The sequence below is a fragment of the Streptomyces sp. NPDC093546 genome, assembly GCF_044765045.1.
GTDB lineage: Bacteria > Actinomycetota > Actinomycetes > Streptomycetales > Streptomycetaceae > Streptomyces.
The window spans coordinates 347,201-367,288 of record NZ_JBIWJG010000004.1 but is presented as its reverse complement, the minus strand read 5'-3'; the positions used below and the strand labels follow the sequence as shown (position 1 = coordinate 367,288).

Annotated in this window: 15 protein-coding genes; 7 read left to right on the top strand and 8 right to left on the bottom strand. The window is 73.5% G+C overall.

Translation table 11 applies throughout. The annotated features are described in order from the left end of the window. From ACIRNI_RS11345 to ACIRNI_RS11320, 6 genes are all read right to left on the bottom strand, one after another. Window positions 1-846 carry an inositol monophosphatase family protein gene (locus tag ACIRNI_RS11345; protein ID WP_403550451.1) on the bottom strand — a complete coding sequence of 282 codons (846 nt, stop codon included), beginning with the start codon at window positions 844-846 and terminating at the stop codon, window positions 1-3. Further along, window positions 827-1,441: a hypothetical protein gene (locus ACIRNI_RS11340; RefSeq protein WP_403550449.1), complete on the bottom strand. Its 615-nt coding sequence runs from the start codon at window positions 1,439-1,441 to the stop codon at window positions 827-829. Before ACIRNI_RS11340 ends, ACIRNI_RS11345 begins: the two co-directional genes overlap by 20 nt. Before the next feature lie 7 nt (window positions 1,442-1,448). Next, complete coding sequence (locus tag ACIRNI_RS11335; protein ID WP_403550447.1) at window positions 1,449-2,405, bottom strand: hypothetical protein; 957 nt, start codon at window positions 2,403-2,405, stop codon at window positions 1,449-1,451. A gap of 338 nt (window positions 2,406-2,743) precedes the next feature. Beyond that, window positions 2,744-4,204 carry a glutamate synthase subunit beta gene (locus ACIRNI_RS11330; RefSeq protein ID WP_403550445.1) on the bottom strand — a complete coding sequence of 487 codons (1,461 nt, stop codon included), beginning with the start codon at window positions 4,202-4,204 and terminating at the stop codon, window positions 2,744-2,746. Beyond that, window positions 4,197-8,756 carry a glutamate synthase large subunit gene (gene gltB / locus ACIRNI_RS11325; protein ID WP_403550443.1) on the bottom strand — a complete coding sequence of 1,520 codons (4,560 nt, stop codon included), beginning with the start codon at window positions 8,754-8,756 and terminating at the stop codon, window positions 4,197-4,199. The genes ACIRNI_RS11330 and gltB overlap by 8 nt, the downstream gene beginning before the upstream one ends. Window positions 8,757-9,271: 515 nt before the next feature. Further along, a complete protein-coding gene (locus ACIRNI_RS11320) occupies window positions 9,272-10,000 on the bottom strand; it encodes a VIT1/CCC1 transporter family protein (protein ID WP_403550441.1) in 729 nt (242 codons plus the stop codon). A 223-nt stretch (window positions 10,001-10,223) separates the two neighbouring features. Here ACIRNI_RS11320 and ACIRNI_RS11315 point away from each other — a divergent pair, with 223 nt between their 5' ends. Genes ACIRNI_RS11315 through ACIRNI_RS11285 form a run of 7 tightly spaced genes read left to right on the top strand, consistent with a single transcriptional unit; the run spans window position 10,224 to window position 18,064 of the window. Next, the gene (locus ACIRNI_RS11315; protein ID WP_403550439.1) at window positions 10,224-11,231 is read left to right on the top strand and encodes an ADP-ribosylglycohydrolase family protein; all 1,008 of its coding nucleotides are present in this window, start codon (window positions 10,224-10,226) and stop codon (window positions 11,229-11,231) included. Beyond that, the gene (locus ACIRNI_RS11310) at window positions 11,231-12,670 is read left to right on the top strand and encodes an ADP-ribosylglycohydrolase family protein (RefSeq protein WP_403550437.1); all 1,440 of its coding nucleotides are present in this window, start codon (window positions 11,231-11,233) and stop codon (window positions 12,668-12,670) included. Before ACIRNI_RS11315 ends, ACIRNI_RS11310 begins: the two co-directional genes overlap by 1 nt. Beyond that, complete coding sequence (locus ACIRNI_RS11305; protein ID WP_403550435.1) at window positions 12,594-13,772, top strand: ADP-ribosylglycohydrolase family protein; 1,179 nt, start codon at window positions 12,594-12,596, stop codon at window positions 13,770-13,772. Before ACIRNI_RS11310 ends, ACIRNI_RS11305 begins: the two co-directional genes overlap by 77 nt. Next, entirely contained in the window at window positions 13,769-15,151 is a 1,383-nt protein-coding gene (locus tag ACIRNI_RS11300) for an ADP-ribosylglycohydrolase family protein (protein ID WP_403550433.1), read from the top strand. The genes ACIRNI_RS11305 and ACIRNI_RS11300 overlap by 4 nt, the downstream gene beginning before the upstream one ends. Then, the gene (gene rbsK, locus ACIRNI_RS11295; protein WP_403550431.1) at window positions 15,148-16,032 is read left to right on the top strand and encodes a ribokinase; all 885 of its coding nucleotides are present in this window, start codon (window positions 15,148-15,150) and stop codon (window positions 16,030-16,032) included. Before ACIRNI_RS11300 ends, rbsK begins: the two co-directional genes overlap by 4 nt. Continuing rightward, window positions 16,029-17,237, top strand: a complete 1,209-nt coding sequence (locus tag ACIRNI_RS11290) for a CaiB/BaiF CoA transferase family protein (RefSeq protein ID WP_403550429.1) — start codon at window positions 16,029-16,031, stop codon at window positions 17,235-17,237. The genes rbsK and ACIRNI_RS11290 overlap by 4 nt, the downstream gene beginning before the upstream one ends. Continuing rightward, entirely contained in the window at window positions 17,234-18,064 is an 831-nt protein-coding gene (locus ACIRNI_RS11285) for an HpcH/HpaI aldolase/citrate lyase family protein (protein WP_403550427.1), read from the top strand. The genes ACIRNI_RS11290 and ACIRNI_RS11285 overlap by 4 nt, the downstream gene beginning before the upstream one ends. Before the next feature lie 74 nt (window positions 18,065-18,138). On the opposite strand, the gene lgt is transcribed toward ACIRNI_RS11285, so the two are convergent. Both lgt and ACIRNI_RS11275 read right to left on the bottom strand, forming a co-directional pair. After that, window positions 18,139-19,107 carry a prolipoprotein diacylglyceryl transferase gene (lgt, locus tag ACIRNI_RS11280; protein WP_403550425.1) on the bottom strand — a complete coding sequence of 323 codons (969 nt, stop codon included), beginning with the start codon at window positions 19,105-19,107 and terminating at the stop codon, window positions 18,139-18,141. 76 nt (window positions 19,108-19,183) lie between these two features. Then, on the bottom strand, window positions 19,184-20,062 hold the full coding sequence (locus ACIRNI_RS11275; protein WP_403550423.1) for a thioredoxin domain-containing protein: 879 nt from the start codon (window positions 20,060-20,062) through the stop codon (window positions 19,184-19,186). Window positions 20,063-20,088: the final 26 nt, after the last annotated feature.

Sequence of the window (20,088 nt, the reverse complement as noted above, 5' to 3'; positions counted from 1 at the left end):
TCACTCGCTCCGCAGCGCCGCCCCCACCTCCTCCAGGACGTACGCCAGCGTCTCCGCGCGCGCAGCGACGAAGCTGCGGCGGGTGTCCGGCCCGGAGTAGCAGGGCCGGAAGCGGCCGCCGTCCAGGGTCCGGAGCTCCACGCCCGCCTCGGCGGCGAGAAGCGCGCCCGCCGGCAGGTCGACGCCCTCCGCGCGGTAGCCGACGAAGCCGTCGATGGTGCCGCGGGCCAGGAGGCTCCAGCCCAGCAGCGGTGCCCACAGCTGGAGGACGCGGCGGCAGCGGCGTTCCAGGGCGGAGCGCAGGGCGGTCGCGGTGGCGTCGGCGCGGCCCACGGCGTGGCCCTGCGTCCAGGCGAGCACCGGGCCGGAGCCGGGCAGGTCGCCGCGCGGGCCGGGCAGGCGGGCGCCGTCGTCGCCGTGGGCGCCCTGCCCGGTGACGGCGTGCCAGGTGCGGCCGGTGACCGGCTCGTGGACCACGCCGACGACCGGTGTCTCGCCCAGGCACAGTCCGATGCCGACGACGTACGCGGGCAGGCCGATCGCCACGTTGTTGGAGCCGTCGAGCGGGTCGACCAGCCAGGTGCGGCGGTTGCCCGTGTCGAGGAGACCGGCTTCCTCGGAGAGGATCCGGTCCCGGGGGAAGTGGCGCCGCAGCCGGCCGAGGATGAGCTCCTCGGCGGCGAGGTCCAGGTCGGTGACGACGTCGCCGTCCGCGCCCTTGGTGCGTACGGCTCTAGCGTCGGCGAAGTGGCCGCGCAGCAGCCGCCCGGTGGCCTCGGCGGCGGCGACGGCGACGCGCCGCTCGGCGGCGAAGGACGAGGGCCCGTCAGTCCCTGCGTACGGCATGGATCCTCCCGAGGGCCGTGCGGACGGCGTGAAGGGTGTCCTCGGTGCCGCACAGGCGCCGGGTGGTGCGGCGCGGCGGCCCGTCGAGCGGCCCGAGCGACAGGTCGCGTCCGCCGGGCAGGGACCGGCCCCGTACGAGGGTGACGGCGGTCCGGCCGGGCGTCACCACCGTGGTGTGGAACTCGCCCGCGCCGAGGGCGTACGTCGTGCCCGCCGGGCTGGGCTGCACGGGCCCGGGTTCACCGTGGACGAGCCGGCCGGTGGGGCGGATCTCGTCCACGCCGTCCGGGTGGCTGCGCACCTCGAACACGCGGTGCGTGGGCGTGTCCGGGTCGTCGCGTATCCGTACGCGGACGTTGCCGACCTCGCCGTACAGGACGTGGCTGTACAGCTCCCAGCTGTGCGCGTGCAGCGGCGGGACGGGGGCGGGGTCGTCGTCGCCGTGGGGCTCGCCGAAGAGGTGGACGCAGACGCCGTCGGGGCCGCTGCGCAGCAGCGGGAGGCACAGGAAGCCGAGCGGGTGCCGCACGGCGAGCAGCCGCCGTCTCCCGGACGCTATCTCGCGCAGGGCCCGCTCGGCGGCATCCAGGTCCATGGGCGGCTCACCTCCCGTAGGGGTCCTCGGCGTGCAGGGCCTTCTCGATGATCTCGCCGACGTCCGCCTCGGTGTACGTGCGCGGCAGAGGCAGCGCCAACGCGTCGAACAGCGCGCGCACTTCGTCGACGGTCGGGGAGAGGCCGAGCAGGGTGGCGTCGCGCAGGTCGAGGGTGGTGGCCTGCTCGCGGCTCTGGTGCAGTTCGGTGAGGTAGTAGTCGTAGAGCGGCTGTCCCCGCTCGACCTTGAGGTTGACCCGGTTGGGGTCGTCCTGCGTGATGATCAGGCAGGAGTCGGAGAGATCGAAGCGGAGGGTCGGCACGGTCGACGACAGGTGGACGCTGATGTCGAGGGTCGTCAGCTGCATGCGGTACCAGCAGGCGGCGAGGACGGTGGCGTACGACTCCTTGCGGGCGCGGGCGGCGGTCCACACGTCCCCGCCGGGCGCGGCCGTCCCCGAGAACATGCGGCGGAACTGCGCGTATGTGGCGCAGGCGCGTTCGTCGGCCGGGTTGAGTATCTCGATCTTGACGTTGAGCTGGGAGCGGTTCAGCTTGGCGGCGCGTACGCACTCGGGGAGGGTGACGGCCCGCAGGTAGGTGCCGGTGCCGCCCTTGAAGTACCAGAGGTTCGTGGACTGGCGGGCCTTGCGCAGCTCGTCGCGGACCTCGTTGCCGGCCAGGGAGCGGACCATGGTGAGGTCCTCGATGGCGCGGCGGGTGCCGGCCATGGCGTCCTGGATGGCGAGCGGTCGCCGGGCCCGCTCGGACAGCGAGCCGACGGCGAGGGCGCCGAGGACGACGAGGGTGGCGCCGGAGGCGAGGTCCGACTCGATGAGCTTGTCGCCGAAGATGTCGAGGAAACCGATGGTGAGGCCGATGCCGGCGGCGAAGACGACCTCGAAGTTGCGCAGGGCGAAGGCGACCGCGCGCTCGATCCGGCCCGTACGCCCGCCCGTGGTCATCGCGTCCCCTCCCCCGCTCGGGTACCCGATCTTAGGGAGGTCCGATCGCCGCCACCAGGGCGCACCGGGGGCACACGGCCCCGGACAGGGCGCAGCGCCTGCCATCGATCCGGTCGGGGACGGCGGCAGGCGCTGCTGTGTTCCGCACGCCGTTGTACGGGACGATGAGGGGTGCCTCGGGCCGGGATGCGGCCGGGGCCGGTGTGTGCTGGTGGGGCGCCGCCGAGCCATCGGAGGACGCCGCGTACGCCATCGTACGCGGCGCCCGGCCGAAGGCTCGGCGCGGGGTGGTCTAGACCGTGCGGGGCCGGACAGTTCGGGGCCGGACCGTCCGGGGCCTAGACCGTCAGCGCGCGGTCCGTCGGGCGGATCGGGGCCGGGAGCTCGCTCGCGCCCGTCAGGTAGCGGTCCACGCCGCGGGCGGCCGAGCGGCCCTCGGCGATGGCCCAGACGATGAGGGACTGGCCGCGGCCCGCGTCGCCGGCGACGAAGACGCCGTCGACGTTGGTCGCGAAGTCGGCGTCGCGGGCGATGTTGCCGCGCTCGTCGAGCTCCAGGCCGAACTGCTCGACCAGGCCGTTGGAGCGGTCCGTGCCGGTGAAGCCCATCGCGAGGGTGACCAGCTGCGCCGGGATCTTGCGCTCGGTGCCCGGCTTCTGCTCCAGCTTGCCGTCCTTGAACTCGACCTCGACGAGGTGGAGGAACTGGACGTTGCCGTCCTCGTCGCCCTCGAAGTGGGTGGTGGAGACGGAGTAGATCCGCTCGCCGCCCTCCTCGTGGGCCGAGGTGACCTTGTAGAGCATCGGGAAGGTCGGCCACGGCTGGCCCGCGTTCCGCTCCTCGCCCGGCCGCGGCATGATCTCCAGCTGCGTGACGGACAGCGCGCCCTGGCGGTGGGCGGTGCCCACGCAGTCCGCGCCGGTGTCGCCGCCGCCGATGACGACGACGTGCTTGCCCTCGGCGGTGATGGGCGGCTGGACGAAGTCGCCCTCCTGCACCTTGTTGGCGAGGGGCAGGTACTCCATCGCGAAGTGGATGCCGTTGAGCTCGCGGCCCGGGACCGGCAGGTCGCGGGAGACCGTGGCGCCGGCGGCGATGACGACCGCGTCGTACCGCTGACGCAGCTTCGCGGCGTCGATGTCGCGGCCGATCTCGATCTCGGTGCGGAACTTGGTGCCCTCCGCGCGCATCTGCTCGATGCGCCGGTTGATGTGCACCTTCTCCATCTTGAACTCGGGGATGCCGTACCGCAGCAGACCGCCGATGCGGTCGGCCCGCTCGTACACGGCGACCGTGTGACCGGCGCGGGTCAGCTGCTGCGCGGCGGCGAGACCGGCCGGGCCGGAGCCGATGACGGCGACGGTCTTGCCGGACAGCCGCTCCGGCGGCTGCGGCGTGACGTCACCGCTGTCCCACGCCTTGTCGATGATGGAGACCTCGACGTTCTTGATGGTGACGGCGGGCTGGTTGATGCCCAGCACGCACGCCGCCTCGCAGGGAGCGGGGCACAGTCGCCCGGTGAACTCCGGGAAGTTGTTGGTGGCGTGCAGCCGCTCGGACGCGGCGGACCAGTCCTCGCGGTAGGCGTAGTCGTTCCACTCGGGGATGAGGTTTCCGAGCGGACAGCCGTTGTGGCAGAACGGGATGCCGCAGTCCATGCACCGGCCGGCCTGCTTGCTGATGATCGGCAGCAGGGAGCCGGGGACGTAGACCTCGTTCCAGTCCTTGACGCGCTCGGCCACGGGGCGGGTCTTGGCGCCCTCGCGCCCGGTGGTCAGGAAGCCCTTGGGGTCAGCCATGGGTCGCCGCCTCCATCATCTTCTCGGTGGTCTCCTGCTCGGAGAGACCGGCGAGCTCAGCGGCGTCCTTGGCGGCGAGCACTGCCTTGTACGTGGTCGGGATGATCTTGCTGAATCGGGCCACCGCGGTGTCCCAGTCGGCAAGGAGCTTCTCGGCTACGGTCGAGCCCGTCTCCTCCTGGTGGCGGCGCACGACGTCGTGCAGCCACGCCCGGTCGGTCTCGTCCAGGGCCTCGATCGCGCCCACGTTGCCGGAGTTGACGTTGTCCCGGTCGAGGTCGATGACGTACGCGACGCCGCCCGACATGCCGGCCGCGAAGTTGCGGCCCGTCTCGCCGAGGACGACCGCGTGACCGCCGGTCATGTACTCGCAGCCGTGGTCGCCCACGCCCTCGGAGACGACCAGCGCGCCGGAGTTGCGGACGCAGAACCGCTCGCCGGTGCGGCCGCGGAGGAACATCTCGCCGCCGGTCGCGCCGTACCCGATGGTGTTGCCGGCGATGGTGGAGTACTCGGCCAGGTGGTCGGCGCCCCGGTCGGGGCGGACGATCACGCGGCCGCCGGACAGGCCCTTGCCGACGTAGTCGTTGGCGTCGCCCTCCAGGCGCAGCGTGACGCCGCGCGGCAGGAACGCGCCGAAGGACTGGCCGGCCGAGCCGGTGAAGGTGATGTCGATGGTGTCGTCGGGCAGGCCCGCGCCACCGAACTTCTTCGTCACCTCGTGGCCGAGCATGGTGCCGACCGTGCGGTTGATGTTGCGGATCGCGACCTGGGCGCGGACCGGCTGGGCCTGCTCCGCCGTCTCGGCGGCGAGCGCGTCGGCGGCGAGCCTGATCAGCTCGTTGTCGAGCGCCTTCTCCAGGCCGTGGTCCTGCTCGATCAGCTGGTGGCGCACGGCGCCCTCGGGCAGCTCGGGCACGTGGAAGAGCGGGGCCAGGTCGAGGCCCTGCGCCTTCCAGTGGTCGACGGCCTTGGCGGTGTCGAGGAGCTCGGCGTGGCCGACGGCCTCCTCCAGGGTGCGGAAGCCGAGCTCGGCGAGGAGCTCGCGCACCTCCTGGGCGATGAACTCGAAGAAGTTGACGACGAATTCGGCCTTGCCGGAGAAGCGCTCGCGCAGCACCGGGTTCTGGGTGGCGATGCCGACCGGGCAGGTGTCCAGGTGGCAGACGCGCATCATGACGCAGCCGGAGACGACGAGCGGCGCGGTCGCGAAACCGAACTCCTCGGCGCCGAGCAGCGCGGCGATGACGACGTCGCGGCCGGTCTTGAGCTGGCCGTCGGTCTGGACGACGATCCGGTCGCGCAGGCCGTTGAGCAGCAGGGTCTGCTGGGTCTCGGCGAGGCCGAGCTCCCAGGGACCGCCCGCGTGCTTCAGCGACGTGAGCGGCGAGGCGCCCGTACCGCCGTCGTGGCCGGAGATGAGCACGACGTCCGCGTGGGCCTTGGAGACACCGGCGGCGACCGTGCCGACGCCGACCTCGGACACCAGCTTCACGTGGATGCGGGCGGCCGGGTTGGCGTTCTTGAGGTCGTGGATCAGCTGGGCCAGGTCCTCGATGGAGTAGATGTCGTGGTGCGGCGGCGGCGAGATCAGGCCGACGCCCGGGGTGGAGTGCCGGGTCTTGGCGACCCACGGGTAGACCTTGTGGCCGGGCAGCTGGCCGCCCTCGCCGGGCTTGGCGCCCTGGGCCATCTTGATCTGGATGTCGTCCGCGTTGACCAGGTACTCGGACGTCACGCCGAAGCGGCCGGAGGCGACCTGCTTGATCGACGAACGCCGCGCCGGGTCGTACAGGCGCTCCGGGTCCTCGCCGCCCTCACCGGTGTTGGACTTGCCGCCCAGCTGGTTCATGGCGATGGCGAGGGTCTCGTGCGCCTCCTTGGAGATGGAGCCGTACGACATGGCGCCGGTGGAGAAGCGCTTGACGATCTCGCTGACCGGCTCGACCTCGTCGATGGAGATCGAGGGGCGGTCCGACTTGAAGCCGAACAGGCCGCGGAGCGTCATCAGGCGCTCGGACTGCTCGTTCACGCGGTCCGTGTACTTCTTGAAGATGTCGTACCGCTTGTTGCGCGTGGCGTGCTGGAGGCGGAAGACCGTCTCCGGGTCGAACAGGTGCGGCTCGCCCTCGCGGCGCCACTGGTACTCGCCGCCGATCTCCAGCGCGCGGTGCGCGGAGGGGACGCCGGAGGCGGGGTACGCCTTGGCGTGGCGGGCGGCGACCTCCTTGGCGACGACGTCCAGGCCGGCGCCGCCGATCTTGGTGGCGGTGCCGTTGAAGTACTTCTCGACGAAGGCCTCGTCCAGGCCGACGGCCTCGAAGACCTGGGCGCCGCGGTAGGAGGCGACGGTCGAGATGCCCATCTTGGACATGACCTTCAGGACGCCCTTGCCGAGGGCGTAGATCAGGTTGCGGATGGCCTGCTCGGGCTCCAGGCCCTCGACGAAGGTGCCGGCGCGGACCAGGTCCTCGACGGACTCCATGGCGAGGTACGGGTTGACGGCGGCGGCGCCGTACCCGATGAGCAGCGCGACGTGGTGGACCTCGCGGACGTCACCGGCCTCGACCAGCAGGCCCACCTGGGTGCGCTGCTTGGTACGGATGAGGTGGTGGTGCACCGCCGAGGTGAGCAGCAGCGACGGGATCGGCGCGTGCTCGGCGTCGGAGTGCCGGTCGGAGAGCACGATCAGGCGGGCGCCGCCCTCGATGGCGGCGTCGGCCTCGGCGCAGATCTCCTCGATGCGGGCCGCGAGGGCCTCGCCGCCGCCGGAGACCCGGTAGAGGCCGGAGAGCGTGGCGGCCTTCATGCCGGGCATGTCGCCGTCGGCGTTGATGTGGATGAGCTTGGCCAGCTCGTCGTTGTCGATCACCGGGAAGGGCAGGGTGACGCTGCGGCAGGACGCCGAGGTCGGCTCCAGCAGGTTGCCCTGCGGGCCGAGGGACGAGTGCAGCGAGGTGACGAGCTCCTCGCGGATGGCGTCCAGCGGCGGGTTGGTGACCTGCGCGAACAGCTGGGTGAAGTAGTCGAACAGCAGCCGCGGGCGCTCGGAGAGCGCGGCGATCGGCGAGTCCGTGCCCATGGAGCCGATCGGCTCCGCGCCGGTGCGGGCCATCGGCGCGAGGAGGACGCGCAGCTCCTCCTCGGTGTAGCCGAAGGTCTGCTGGCGGCGCGTGACCGAGGCGTGGGTGTGGACGATGTGCTCGCGCTCGGGGAGGTCCTCGAGCTCGATGATGCCCGTCTCCAGCCACTCCTGGTACGGGTGCTCGGCGGCGAGGACGGCCTTGATCTCGTCGTCCTCGATGATGCGGTGCTCGGCGGTGTCGACGAGGAACATCTTGCCGGGCTGGAGGCGGCCCTTGCGGACGACCTTGGCGGGGTCGATGTCGAGGACGCCGACCTCGGAGGAGAGGACGACGAGCCCGTCGTCGGTGACCCAGTAGCGGCCGGGGCGCAGACCGTTGCGGTCGAGAACCGCGCCGACCTGGGTGCCGTCGGTGAAGGTGACGCAGGCGGGGCCGTCCCAGGGCTCCATCATCGTGGAGTGGTACTGGTAGAAGGCGCGCCGGGCCGGGTCCATGGAGTCGTGGTTCTCCCACGCCTCGGGGACCATCATCAGGACGCTGTGCGGCAGCGAACGGCCGCCGAGGTGGAGCAGCTCCAGGACCTCGTCGAAGGAGGCGGAGTCGGAGGCGTCCGGCGTACAGACCGGGAAGATCCGCTCCAGCTTCTCGGGTCCGAAGAGGTCGGAGGCGAGCTGCGACTCGCGCGCCCGCATCCAGTTGCGGTTGCCCTTGACCGTGTTGATCTCGCCGTTGTGCGCGACGAAGCGGTACGGGTGGGCGAGCGGCCAGCTCGGGAAGGTGTTGGTGGAGAACCGGGAGTGGACCAGGGCCACGGCGGTGGCGCAGCGGCGGTCCGACAGGTCCGGGAAGAAGGGCTCCAGCTGACCGGTGGTGAGCATGCCCTTGTAGACGATGGTGCGGGCGGAGAGCGACGGGAAGTAGACCCCGGCCTCGCGCTCGGCGCGCTTGCGCAGCAGGAACGCCTTGCGGTCCAGCTCGATGCCGGCGGTCTCGCCGTCGCTCACGAAGAGCTGGCGGAACTCCGGCATGGTGGAGCGGGCGGTCGCGCCGAGCAGCTCGGGGGCGACGGGGACCTCGCGCCAGCCGAGGACCGTGAGGCCCTCCTCGGCGGCGATCGCCTCGATCCGCTCGACGGCCTGTGCGGAGCCGTCGGCGGGGAGGAAGGCGATGCCGACGGCGTACTCACCGGCTGCCGGGAGGGCGAAGTCGGTGACCTCGCGGAGGAAGGCGTCGGGGACCTGGAGCAGGATGCCGGCGCCGTCGCCGGAGTCGGGCTCGGAGCCGGTGGCGCCCCGGTGCTCCAGGTTGCGCAGAACGGTCAGCGCCTGCTCCACCAGCGCGTGGCTGGCGACACCGGTGAGGGTGGCAACGAAGCCGACACCGCAGGCGTCGTGCTCGTTGCGGGGGTCGTACATACCCTGCGGGGCGGGGCGACCGTCCATGGGCGACCAGGCGTCGGAACGCATCGGCTCTCCCGTCGTCGTCGTGGCATATGCAGTGCCAGAGGGACGACGTTGGCCCTCCGCGAAATTTCGTGCAGGTTACATGATGGAACGTTTCTCGAAACGCGGATAGTTCATTCCAGCATGCGGACACCGCGTGCAGCGGTGGAGTGTTTTCCAGGTGCGGCTGACCGGCATCCGACGTCGTCGGCCGTCTGCGCGTCCTGGTGAAAGGGGAGCGGGCTTCATTGCCCGCAGCGCTAACGGCTCATGCCCGCTGATGAAGGAATCGAAACCGCCGCGTTACGGCTGAGTATGCGCCGCGGTGCATAGTGTCTCACCGCTGGGCCGGATCCCGCCATTGGAGCTTCGTCACAACGATCGAGCCCGGTACGGCGCCCGCCTTGTCGGGATCGCCACCGTAACCGCCGGCACGGCTGCGGGGAAGAGGGAAGTCGCCCGCTGGCCTCGGGGCGGGTCCCACCGGCACGCACGCGAGCATGGCGAACGGCCCAGACACCCGGCCGACCCCCGGCGGCTCAGAGCACCGCGCCGAACACCGCACCGAGGGCGTACGTCACCGCCGCCGCCGCGCCGCCCAGCGCCAGCTGGCGCAGGCCGCTGTACCACCAGCTGCGCGCGGTCACGCGCGCCACCAGCGCGCCGCAGGCGAACAGCCCGAACAGCGCCAGCAGCACCGCCGGCCACAGGGCGGTCGCGCCGAGCAGGTACGGCAGGACCGGCAGGAGCGCGCCGAGCGCGAAGGACCCGAAGGACGACAGCGCGGCGACCATGGGCGACGGCAGGTCGTCCGGGTCGATGCCGAGCTCCTCGCGGGCGTGGATCTCCAGCGCCTGCTCGGGGTCCCTCGACAGCTGCATGGCGACCTCGCGGGCGAGCGGAGGCTCCACGCCGCGGGCCACGTACAGCGCGGCGAGCTCCTCCATCTCGTCGACCGGGTGCTTGCGCAACTGGTGGCGCTCGACGTCCAGTTCCGCCTCGACCAGCTCCCGCTGGGAGGCGACGGACGTGTACTCGCCGGCCGCCATGGAGAAGGCGCCCGCCGCGAGCCCGGCCAGCCCCGTGATCACGATGGTCTGCTGGGAGACCGCGCCGCCCGCGACACCGGTCATCAGGGCGAGGTTCGACACGAGTCCGTCCATCGCGCCGAACACCGCCGGACGCAGCCAGCCGCCGTTCACATCGCGGTGCGTGTGGTTGTCGCGGTGCGCCTCGTGAAGCGTCGCCTCGGTTTCGATGATGGACACAGCTCTCCCCTTGCGTCGTGCGGCGGGTCCGTACGTCCCGCACCCCCTCAACACCTCGAAAGTACGCGCGATGTAAGGGGCGCGCCAGCAAGGCAGGCTTTACTAACCACCCGCCATCGGGGCGTCATCGGGGTGACAGAGGGGCCCTCCGCGACAACCACCCGTGCCCGCGTGGCACGCATCCAGGAAGCGGACGATCGACGCGCATCGAAAGGCCCACGCGATGGAGTCGAAGTCGACGGCACCTCCGGTCCTCCTCGACCGCGCCCGGGGCGCGCTGCTCGGACTGGCCGTCGGAGACGCGCTCGGGGCGCCCGCGGAGAACATGCGGCCGTCCGAGATCCGCCGCCGATGGGGCCGCATCGAGGGCTTCGTCAGCGAGGACCCGGCCGGTACGGACGACACGGAGTACGCGATCTTCTCCGGGCTGCTCCTGGCCCGCCACGGCTCGGCGCTGACGGTCGCGCACGTCGAGAAGGCGTGGCACCACTGGATCGCGGACCTGGACGAGGGCCCGTTCCGGGGCGCGGGCTTCAGCGAGCGCGGCACGCTGGAGAACCTCCGGCGGGGCCTCGCCGCCCCCATCTCGGCGCAGCACCGGCACGCCTGGAGCGACGGGCTGGCCATACGGGCGGCGCCGTTCGGGGTGTTCGCGGCGGGCCGGCCGGCGGAGGCGGCGCGGCTGGTGGCGATCGACGGTTCGGTCAGCCACGAGGGCGAGGGCATCTACGGCGGCCAGGCGGTCGCGGCGGGTGTCGCGGCGGCCATGTCGGGCGCCGACCCGGCCTCGGTCATCGCCGCCGCGCTGTCGGCCGTGCCGATGGACTCGTGGACCGCGCGCTCGATGCGCCGCGCGGTCGTCGCGGCCCAGCGCGTCCAGCCGGACCCGCTCGTCCGCGAGCGCGCCGTCCGCTCCGCCGTCGTCATCGGCGGCTACCCGTGGACGGACCTGGCCCCGGAGGCGGTCGGCCTGGCGTTCGGCGCGTTCGCGGCGGCGCGCGGCGATTTCCGTACGTCGGTCCTGACCGCGGTGAACATGGGCCGCGACGCCGACACGACGGCGGCGGTGGCGGGCGCCCTGGCCGGCGCCCTGTCGGGGGCGTCGGCGATCCCCCCGGAGTGGTCGGCCCCCATCGGCCCGGTCCGCGGCAGCTGCCTGCCGTCCATGCGCGGCTACCACGTCCTGGACATCGCGGACCTTCTCACCCCCGACGAATGCGAGGCCCGCTGATGCCCCAGACCCCCTTCTCCGGCGACCCGCTCGGCGACCCGCTCGCCCGTACGGGCTACGCCTCCCTGTCCGCGCCGCCGCAGGCACCGGCCCCCGCGCCGGGCGTTCCCGCCGGTTCCGCCGGTTCCGCCGGTTCCGCCGACAGGGCCCTCCTCGCGCCGTGGGACTGTCCCTCCTCACCCCCGGGCCCAGCGCGAGCCCCGGGCGAACCCACCGCACGGCACGCACCCCCGCGGCCCCGCGCGGCGAGCCGCGTCGAGGGCCTGCTCCTCGGCCTGGCCGCGGGCGATGCCGCCGGGTGGCCGGCCGCGCGGCACCGGGCCGCCCGGATGCCCGAGTGGACCCGCCGCCTCACCCGTGAGCTGGACACCTTCGCCGAACAGAACGCCACGACCACCCTCCCCGTCCCCATCGCCCTCAACCAGCCGCCGGAGCCCCTGCGCCTCGGCCCCTCCGACGACGCCGAGTGGGCGGTGTTCACCGCCGAGACGCTCCTCGCCGCCGGCGGGGAGCTGCTGCGCGGGCTCCCTCCCACTCGCCGCCTGTGCGCCGCCGTCGATCTGGCCTGGAACGCCCTCGCCGCCGAGATCGCCGCGGCCGCCGACCGCGCCCCCGAGGTGGAGTCGGCCGTCCTCCCCCTCCGCGCCCGCATCTCCGTACGCGCCGGTCTCGGCAATCTGGCCACCGGCCTGCGCCCGCCCGCCACGGGCCACGACAATCCGCACTACTTCGACGACGCCGCCTGCGTGCGCGCGGCCGTCCTCGCCGTCGCGCACCCGGGCGACCCGCGCGCCGCGGCCGAGCTCGCGGAGTTCGACGCCCGCTACACGCAGGACGGCGACGGGGTCCACGGCGCCCGCGCCATGGCCGCCGCGGTCGCCGCGGCGCTCGGGGGCGCGCCGGTCGACGAGGCGGTCGACGCCGCGCTCGACCAGCTGCCGTACGCCACCGAGATCGGCCGCAACGCCCAGCACGCCACCCGGCTCGCCCGCGCCGCCGACACCGCCTTCGAGCTGGTCCCGCTGCTGGAGCACCAGATCGTCGACCACGTCTACAGCTACGGCATCGCCGCCGCCGAGACCGTCCCGGTCGCCCTGGCGCTCGCCCTCGCCGCCCGCGGCCGGGTGACGGAGGCGGTGCCGGCGGCGGCCTGCCTGTCCCGGGTCGCCGACTCCGCACCGGCTCTCGCGGGCGCGCTGACCGGCGCGTTCAGCGGCGGCGAGGGCGTGCCGGCCACCTGGCGGGAGGCGTGCCGCACGCTCGCGGGCTGTGCGCTGCCCCGCCTCGCGGGCACGGACCTCGTGGAACTCGCCGGGCGGCTGGCACACACGGAACTCGCCGCGCCGGGTGGACAATTCCGACATGACGACCATCACCCCCACACCCTCGACCCTCGAGGACCGGATCACCGGGAGCCTCATCGGAGCCGCCGTCGGTGACGCGCTCGGCGGCCCGGTCGAGGGGTACAGCCCCGAGCAGATCGCGGAGCGCCACTTCGGCCGCGTCACCGGCATCGTCGGGCCCTGGCACGGCGACGCCTGGCGCACCGCCCGGCCCCTCGCCCCGTACCACAAGGGCGACGGGCACGTCACCGACGACACCCTGATGACCCACGCGCTGATCCGGGTGTACGACACGGTCCGCGACCATCTCGACGCGTACGCCATCGCCGACCACCTCGTCCCCGACCTCATCTCCACCCCCCGCTGGATCCCGGAACTCGAGGCCGAGGCACTGCCCCTCCAGCGGCTCTTCCTCGCCGAGAAGTGGCTGGTGGCGCGGATCCACTACGGCCATGCGGACCCGCGCGAGGCGGGCACCGGAAACATCGTCAACTGCGGTGCCGCGATGTACATGGCGCCCGTCGGCCTCGTCAACGCCGCCAATCCGGAGGCCGCGTACGCCGAGGCCCTCGACATCGCCGGCGCGCACCAGTCGTCCTACGGACGCGAGGCGGCGGGCGTCTTCGCCGCGGCCGTCGCCGAGGCCTGCCGGCCGACGGCGACACCGACGACGGTGGTGGACGCGGCGCTCGCCCTCGCCAAGGACGGCACCCGGGCGGCGATCGAGGCCGTGTGCGAGGTGGCCGCGCTCCACACCGACTTCGAGTCCGCCCTGCGCCCCCTGCGCGAGGCGGTCGCCCCCTTCGACACGGTCGGCCCCGACTACCGCTCCCCCTCCCTGGCCGCCCGACGGCCCTCCCGGCTGCACTCCGTCGAGGAACTCCCCATCGCCCTCGGCATGCTGCTGGTCGGCGAGGGCGACTACCGCCGTACGGTGCTGGGCGCCGTCAACTACGGCCGCGACTGCGACTCCATCGCCACCATGGCGGGCGCGATCGCGGGCGCGCTGCACGGTGAGGCGGCGGTCCCGGCGTTCTGGGTGAAGCAGGTCGCCGAGGCCAGCCGCCTCGACCTGCACGCCCCGGCGGCGGTGCTCGCCGAGGTGGCCCGCGAGATCTTCATGCGGGACACGGTCCGCCGCCGCGCCCACGAGACGGCGTTCATCGCCCTCTCCCCCAAGCCCGGGGTGACCGCGTGAGCGTGCGCCTCACCTGGGTCCAGCCGGAGGACCTGATCGGCCACGAGCTGCGGCAGGCCGCGGAGGACGGCCGCGACGCCTCGGCCGTCGAGGCCCGCTGGCTCGCCGCCGGCGGCACCCGCGCCCCCGCGACGGCCGGCGCCTCCCCCACCGCCGCGCCCCCGCACCTGCGCGCCCTGGCGGAGCGCCTCCTGGACGAACTGGCCGCCGTGCCGAGTCCGTTGGCCGCGGCCGAACCCACCTCCCTTCCGCGTATCGTCCGCGCCTGCCCCGACTGGCCCTCCCCGGGGCCGCCCGCCACCGTGGCGCCCGGCTTCGGCGAGCGGCTGCACGCCGCCTGGCTCGGCCGCGCCGCCGGGTGCCTGCTCGGCAAGCCCGTCGAGAAGCTGCCCCTCTCCGCCCTCCGCGCCCTCGCCCGCGCCACCGGGAACTGGCCGCTGACGACCTGGTTCACCGCCAAGGGCGTGCCCCCGGCGCTCGCCGCCGCCCACCCCTGGAACCGCCGGTCCGCCGCCACCTCCCTCGCCGAGAACATCGACGGCATGCCCGAGGACGACGACCTCAACTACCCGCTCCTCGCCCTCCTGCTCCTCAAGCGGTACGGCCACGGCTTCACCACCGCGGACGTCGCCCGCCTCTGGCTCGACGAGCTCCCCGCCGGCCGCACCTTCACCGCCGAGCGCGTCGCCTACCGCAACCTCCTCTCCGGTCTCGAACCCCCGCTCACCGCCACCCACCGCAACCCGTTCCGCGAGTGGATCGGCGCCCTGATCCGCGCCGACGTCCACGGCTGGACGCACCCCGGCGACCCCGCCGCCGCCGCCGCGCAGGCCCACCGGGACGCGGTGCTCACGCACACCGCGAACGGCGTGTACGGGGCGATGTTCGCCGCCGCCGTCATCGCCACCGCCGCCTCCGGCACCGCCGACGTCCACCGGTCGCTCGCCGCCGGGCTCACCGTCGTCCCGCCGGACTCCCGCCTCGCCCGGGCGGTGCGCTTCGGCATCGCCACGGCCCGCGCCCACGCCGACTTCGACACCGTCACCGACCGCCTCCACACCGCCTACGGCGCCTACCACTGGGTGCACGCCGTCCCGAACGCCGCCCTCCTCTCCGCCGCCCTCACCCACGCCGACGGCGACTTCACGCTCTCCATCTGCCGCGCCGTCTCCGGCGGCTGGGACACCGACTCCAACGGCGCCACCGCCGGCTCCGTCGCCGGCCTCCTCGCCGGGCACCCCGACCGGATCCCGGACCGCTGGACCTCCCCCCTCAAGAACCGGCTCGCCACGTCCGTCCACCCCTTCGACGGCATCGGCTTCGACACACTGGCCGTACGCACGCACGACCTCGCCCACCAGGAGGCACACCGCCCATGACCCACATCGCGGTGCTCGGCAGCACCAACATGGACCTGGTCGCCTATGTGCACCGGGCGCCCAAGCTCGGCGAGACCGTCGCCGGGCGCGAGTTCCGTACGATCCCCGGCGGCAAGGGCGCCAACCAGGCCGTCGCCGCCGCCCGCGCCGGCGCCCGGGTGTCCATGATCGGCGCCGTCGGCTCCGACGACTTCGGCGCCCGCCTGCGCGCCGAGCTCGACGGCGCCGGTGTGGCCACCGAACGCCTCCGTACCGTCGAAGGCCCCTCGGGAACCGCCCACATCGTCGTCGACGACGACGGCGACAACGCGATCATCGTCATCCCCGGGGCGAACGGCACCGTCACCTCCCTCTCCCCCGGCGACGAGACCCTCATCGCCACCGCCCACGCCCTGCTGCTCCAGCTCGAACTCCCCCTCTCCGCCGTCATCGCCGGTGCGGAAGCCGCCCGCCGCCACGGCGTCCGCACCGTCCTCACCCCCGCGCCCGCTCAGCCGCTGCCGCCCGAACTCCTCGCGGCCACCGACCTGCTGGTGCCCAACGAGCACGAGGCCGCGGCCCTCACCGGCGTCGCCGACCCGCACGCCGCCGCCGAGCACCTGCTGCGGTACGTGCCCGAGGTGGTCATCACCCTGGGCGCGTCCGGCAGCCTCTACGCGGCGCGCGGCGCGAGCCCCGTCACCATCCCCGCCCCACGCGTCCGGGCCGTGGACACCACCGCCGCCGGCGACACCTTCACCGGCGCCCTCGCCGTGGCGCTCGGCGAGGGCCGGCCCGCACCCGACGCCCTGGCCTGGGCGTCGGCCGCCGCCGCGCTGTCGGTCCAGCGCCCCGGCGCCTCTTCCTCGATGCCGTACCGCTCGGAGATCGACGCCCTATGACCAGCACCGCCTCACCCAGCGCACCTCCCCTCCGAGGACTCCGCGTCCTCGACCTCGCCACCCTCTTCGCCGGCCCGCTCGCGGCGACCATGCTCGGCGACTTCGGCGCCGACGTCATCAAGATCGAGCACCCCCGCAAGCCCGACCCGTCCCGTGGCCACGGGCCCGCGAAGGACGGCGTCGGCCTCTGGTGGAAGCTGCTCGGTCGCAACAAGCGCACCCTCACCCTCGACCTGTCCACGCCCGGCGGCCGCACCACCCTGCTCCGTCTCGCCGCCACCGCCGACGTGGTCGTCGAGAACTTCCGGCCCGGCACCCTGGAGCGCTGGGGCCTCGGCTGGCCCGAGCTCTCCGCCGCCAACGACCGGCTGGTCCTGGCCCGCGTCACCGGTTTCGGCCAGACCGGCCCCTATGCCCACCGCCCCGGCTTCGGCACCCTCGCCGAGGCGATGAGCGGCTTCGCCGCCATCACCGGCGAGCCCGACGGCCCGCCCACGCTCCCTCCCTTCGGTCTCGCCGACTCCATCGCCGCCCTGGCCACGGCCTACGCCGTGATGACCGCCCTGCACGCCCGCACCGCCACCGGCCGCGGCCAGGTCGTCGACATGGCGATCATCGAACCGATTCTCACCGTCCTCGGCCCGCAACCGCTCTGGTACGACCAGCTCGGCTACGTCCAGCCCCGCACCGGCAACCGCTCCCGCAACAACGCCCCCCGCAACACCTACCGCACCGCCGACGGCTCCTGGCTGGCCGTCTCCACCTCCGCCCAGTCCGTCGCCGAGCGCGTGATGCGCCTGGTCGGCCGCCCCGACCTCATCGACGAGCCGTGGTTCGCCGAAGGCACCACCCGCGCGGACCACGCCGACGAGCTCGACGAGGCGGTCGGCGGCTGGATCGCCCGGCACACCCGCGAGGAGGCCATGGCCGCGTTCGAGAAGGCCGAGGCGGCGATCGCCCCGGTCTACGACATCCGCGACGTCATGGAGGACCCCCAGTACCGGGCGCTGGAGACCATCACCGAAGTCCCCGACCCCGAGCTCGGTCCGATCCGTATGCAGAACATCCTCTTCCGCCTCTCCGAGACCCCCGGCTCCATCCGCTGGTCCGGCCGCCCGCACGGCGCGGACACCGACGCCGTCCTCGGCGAACTCGGGCTGTCCACCGCCGAGATCACCGCCCTGCGCGCCGAGGGCGCCGTATGACCCCCGGGACCCCCATCCCGCTCACCTTCCTCTACGCGCCCGGCGACCGCCCCGACGTGGTCGCGAAGGCGCTGCGCTCCGGCGCCGACGTGGTCGTGGTCGACCTGGAGGACGCGGTGGCGCCCGACCGCAGGGCATACGCCCTGGACGCCACGGTCGACCTGCTCTCCTCCCCCCACCCCGTACCGATCCACGTCCGCCTCCCCGGTCCCCGCGACACCGCGCACGACAACACCGCCCTCGCATCGCTGGCCTCCCTCCCCGGCCTCGCCGCTCTGCGTGTTCCCAAGGTGACACACGGCACTGACATCCAGCGGATCGCGGCCCTCGCCCCGGGCATCCCGCTCCACCCGCTGCTGGAATCCGCCCTGGCCATTGAGCGTGCGCACGCCATCGCCACCGCCCACCCCGCCGTCCGCTCCCTCGCCATCGGCGAGGCGGACCTCCGCGCGGACCTCGGCGTACGCGACGACCGCGGCCTCGACTGGTCGCGCGGCCGCGTCGTGGTCGCCGCCCGCGCCGCGGGACTGGCGCCGCCCACCCAGTCGGTCCACCCCGACATCCGCGACCTCGACGGCCTCGCCGCGTCCTGCGCCCACGGCCGCGCCCTGGGCTTCCTGGGCCGCGCCGCGATCCACCCCCGCCAGCTCCCGGTCATCGAACGGGCCTACCTGCCCACCCCCGAGGAGGTCGAGGGGGCGGAGGAGATTGTCGCGGCCGGCGCCTCCGGTGCGGGCGCCCTGGCCCTGCCGGACGGCCGCTTCGTCGACGCGGCGATCGTGGAGGAGGCCCGCCGCACGCTGGCCCTCGCCCGCCGCCGGGCCTGACCTCACCCCCGTACGCACGAGGCGGCCGCCGGAACCCTTTGGTCCCGGCGGCCGCCTCGCAGCTGCTTACCGCGTCAGCGCGGTCCGGCGGATTTCGCCTGGGCGTCCGCCTCGCCGTCCGCCTCCGCGTCCGCGTCCCCCGCAGCATCCGCGGGCGCGGAATCCGTGGGGGCGGCGTCCGCGGGCTCGGTGCCCGCGCCGTCCTTGCCGTTCCCCGCCTTCGCCGCGGGCGCGTCCGGCTCCACGACCTCCTCGCGTCCCGGCCGCACCCGCGCCGAGATCACGATGTACGCGACCGCCGCCAGGAAGACCGCGATCGCGGTCCACACGTTGAGCCGGAGGCCCAGGATGTGGTGCGCCTCGTCGACGCGCATGTACTCGATCCAGCCCCGCCCGGCGCAGTACGCCGCCACGTACAGCGCGAAGGCGCGCCCGTGGCCGAGCGTGAAGCGGTGGTCCGCCCAGATCACCAGGAGCGCCACGCCGACGCACCACAGCGACTCGTACAGGAACGTCGGGTGGTAGAGCCCCGCCTCGCGGTTCACGCCCTCGCTGATCTCGAGCGCCCACGGCAGGTCGGTCGGCTTGCCGTACAGCTCCTGGTTGAACCAGTTGCCCCAGCGCCCGATGGCCTGCGCGAAGGCGATGCCGGGCGCGATCGCGTCCGCGTACGCCGGCAGCGGGATGCCGCGGCGGCGGCAGCCGATCCAGGCGCCGAGAGCGCCGAGGGCGATCGCGCCCCAGATGCCGAGACCGCCCTCCCAGATCTTGAAGGCGTCGACCCAGTCCTCACCCTCGCTGAAGTACAGCTGGTAGTCGGTGATGACGTGGTAGAGCCGGCCGCCGACGAGGCCGAAGGGCACCGCCCAGACGGCGATGTCGGCCACGGTGCCGGCACGGCCGCCCCGGGCGAGCCAGCGCCTGTTGCCGTACCAGACGGCGACGAAGACACCGATGATGATGCAGAAGGCGTAGCCGCGCAGCGGGAGCGGTCCGAGGTGGATCACACCGGTCGACGGGCTCGGAATGTAGGCAAGGTCCATGGCAGGACCGACGCTACCGTGCCGGGCGGGAGACACGGGAACCCGCCCGGCAAAGACTGCATAACAAGCCGGGCTGTCAGCTCCGCTCGGGCGACGGGGAACCCTGGCCGGCCGGGGAGCCCGGGGCCGAGGGCGAGGCGGGCGCCGTGGGGAAGGCGGTGCCCCGCTTCTTGCCCTTGTTGGCCTCGGCGACCCACTTCTTCAGGTTCTCCACGGAGATCTGCTCCTTGCCCTTGGTCGGGAAGATCGATTCTCCGTTGAGCAGCACGGTCGGCGTCCCCCGGAAGTCGCCCTCCCGGAAGGCCTGGGCCGACTTGTTGACCCAGCCGTCGTGCTTGCCCTCCGCCACACAGCTGCGGAAGGCCGGCGTGTCCAGGCCCGGCACCTTCGCCGCCAGCTCGAAGAGGCGGTCGTCCTTGGCGAAGGCGTCGTCCGGCTCGGGGGGCTGGTTCTGGTAGAGGACGTCGTGGTACGGCACGAACTTTCCGGCGTCCTGGGCGCAGGCCGCGGCGTTCGCGGCGTTCAGCGAGCCGGTGCCGCCCATGTTGCCGTCGATGATCGTGGCGAGGTGGTACTCGACCTTGACCTGGCCCGACTCGGTCAGCTCGTGGACGGTGTCCCGGACGGCGTTCTCGAACTGGGCGCAGGCCGGGCAGCGGAAGTCCTCCCAGATCGTGAGCGTGGACGGGGCGTCCGTGGCGCCGGCGGGAATCGCCAGCCCGTCCTTGCCCGCCGCTCCGGAGGGCGCCGTGACCGGGCCGTCGCCGGAGCCGTCGTTCTTGTCGCCGGTGTTGGCGGCGATGACGCCGACCACCGCGGCCAGGCCGAGCACGCCGACGACGGCCGCCGACACGAGCAGGGTGCGCCTGCGCCGGTCCCGCGCCTTCTGCTGCTCGCGTTCCTTCTGGAGCCGTTCGCGCGCGCTCCGCTTGCCTGCACTGTTCTTCTCGCTCACGCCCACAGCAACGAACCGGGGAGGCG

Excerpts from the sequence above, each read along its gene's own strand:
- ACIRNI_RS11330 (WP_403550445.1), bottom strand. The coding sequence starts at position 4,204 with ATGGCTGACCCCAAGGGCTTCCTGACCACCGGGCGCGAGGGCGCCAAG.
- ACIRNI_RS11285 (WP_403550427.1), top strand. The coding sequence starts at position 17,234 with ATGACCCCCGGGACCCCCATCCCGCTCACCTTCCTCTACGCGCCCGGC.
- lgt (WP_403550425.1), bottom strand. The coding sequence starts at position 19,107 with ATGGACCTTGCCTACATTCCGAGCCCGTCGACCGGTGTGATCCACCTC.
- ACIRNI_RS11290 (WP_403550429.1), top strand. The coding sequence starts at position 16,029 with ATGACCAGCACCGCCTCACCCAGCGCACCTCCCCTCCGAGGACTCCGC.
- ACIRNI_RS11305 (WP_403550435.1), top strand. The coding sequence starts at position 12,594 with ATGACGACCATCACCCCCACACCCTCGACCCTCGAGGACCGGATCACC.
- ACIRNI_RS11345 (WP_403550451.1), bottom strand. The coding sequence starts at position 846 with ATGCCGTACGCAGGGACTGACGGGCCCTCGTCCTTCGCCGCCGAGCGG.
- ACIRNI_RS11335 (WP_403550447.1), bottom strand. The coding sequence starts at position 2,405 with ATGACCACGGGCGGGCGTACGGGCCGGATCGAGCGCGCGGTCGCCTTC.
- ACIRNI_RS11340 (WP_403550449.1), bottom strand. The coding sequence starts at position 1,441 with ATGGACCTGGATGCCGCCGAGCGGGCCCTGCGCGAGATAGCGTCCGGG.
- ACIRNI_RS11310 (WP_403550437.1), top strand. The coding sequence starts at position 11,231 with ATGCCCCAGACCCCCTTCTCCGGCGACCCGCTCGGCGACCCGCTCGCC.
- ACIRNI_RS11315 (WP_403550439.1), top strand. The coding sequence starts at position 10,224 with ATGGAGTCGAAGTCGACGGCACCTCCGGTCCTCCTCGACCGCGCCCGG.
- gltB (WP_403550443.1), bottom strand. The coding sequence starts at position 8,756 with ATGCGTTCCGACGCCTGGTCGCCCATGGACGGTCGCCCCGCCCCGCAG.
- rbsK (WP_403550431.1), top strand. The coding sequence starts at position 15,148 with ATGACCCACATCGCGGTGCTCGGCAGCACCAACATGGACCTGGTCGCC.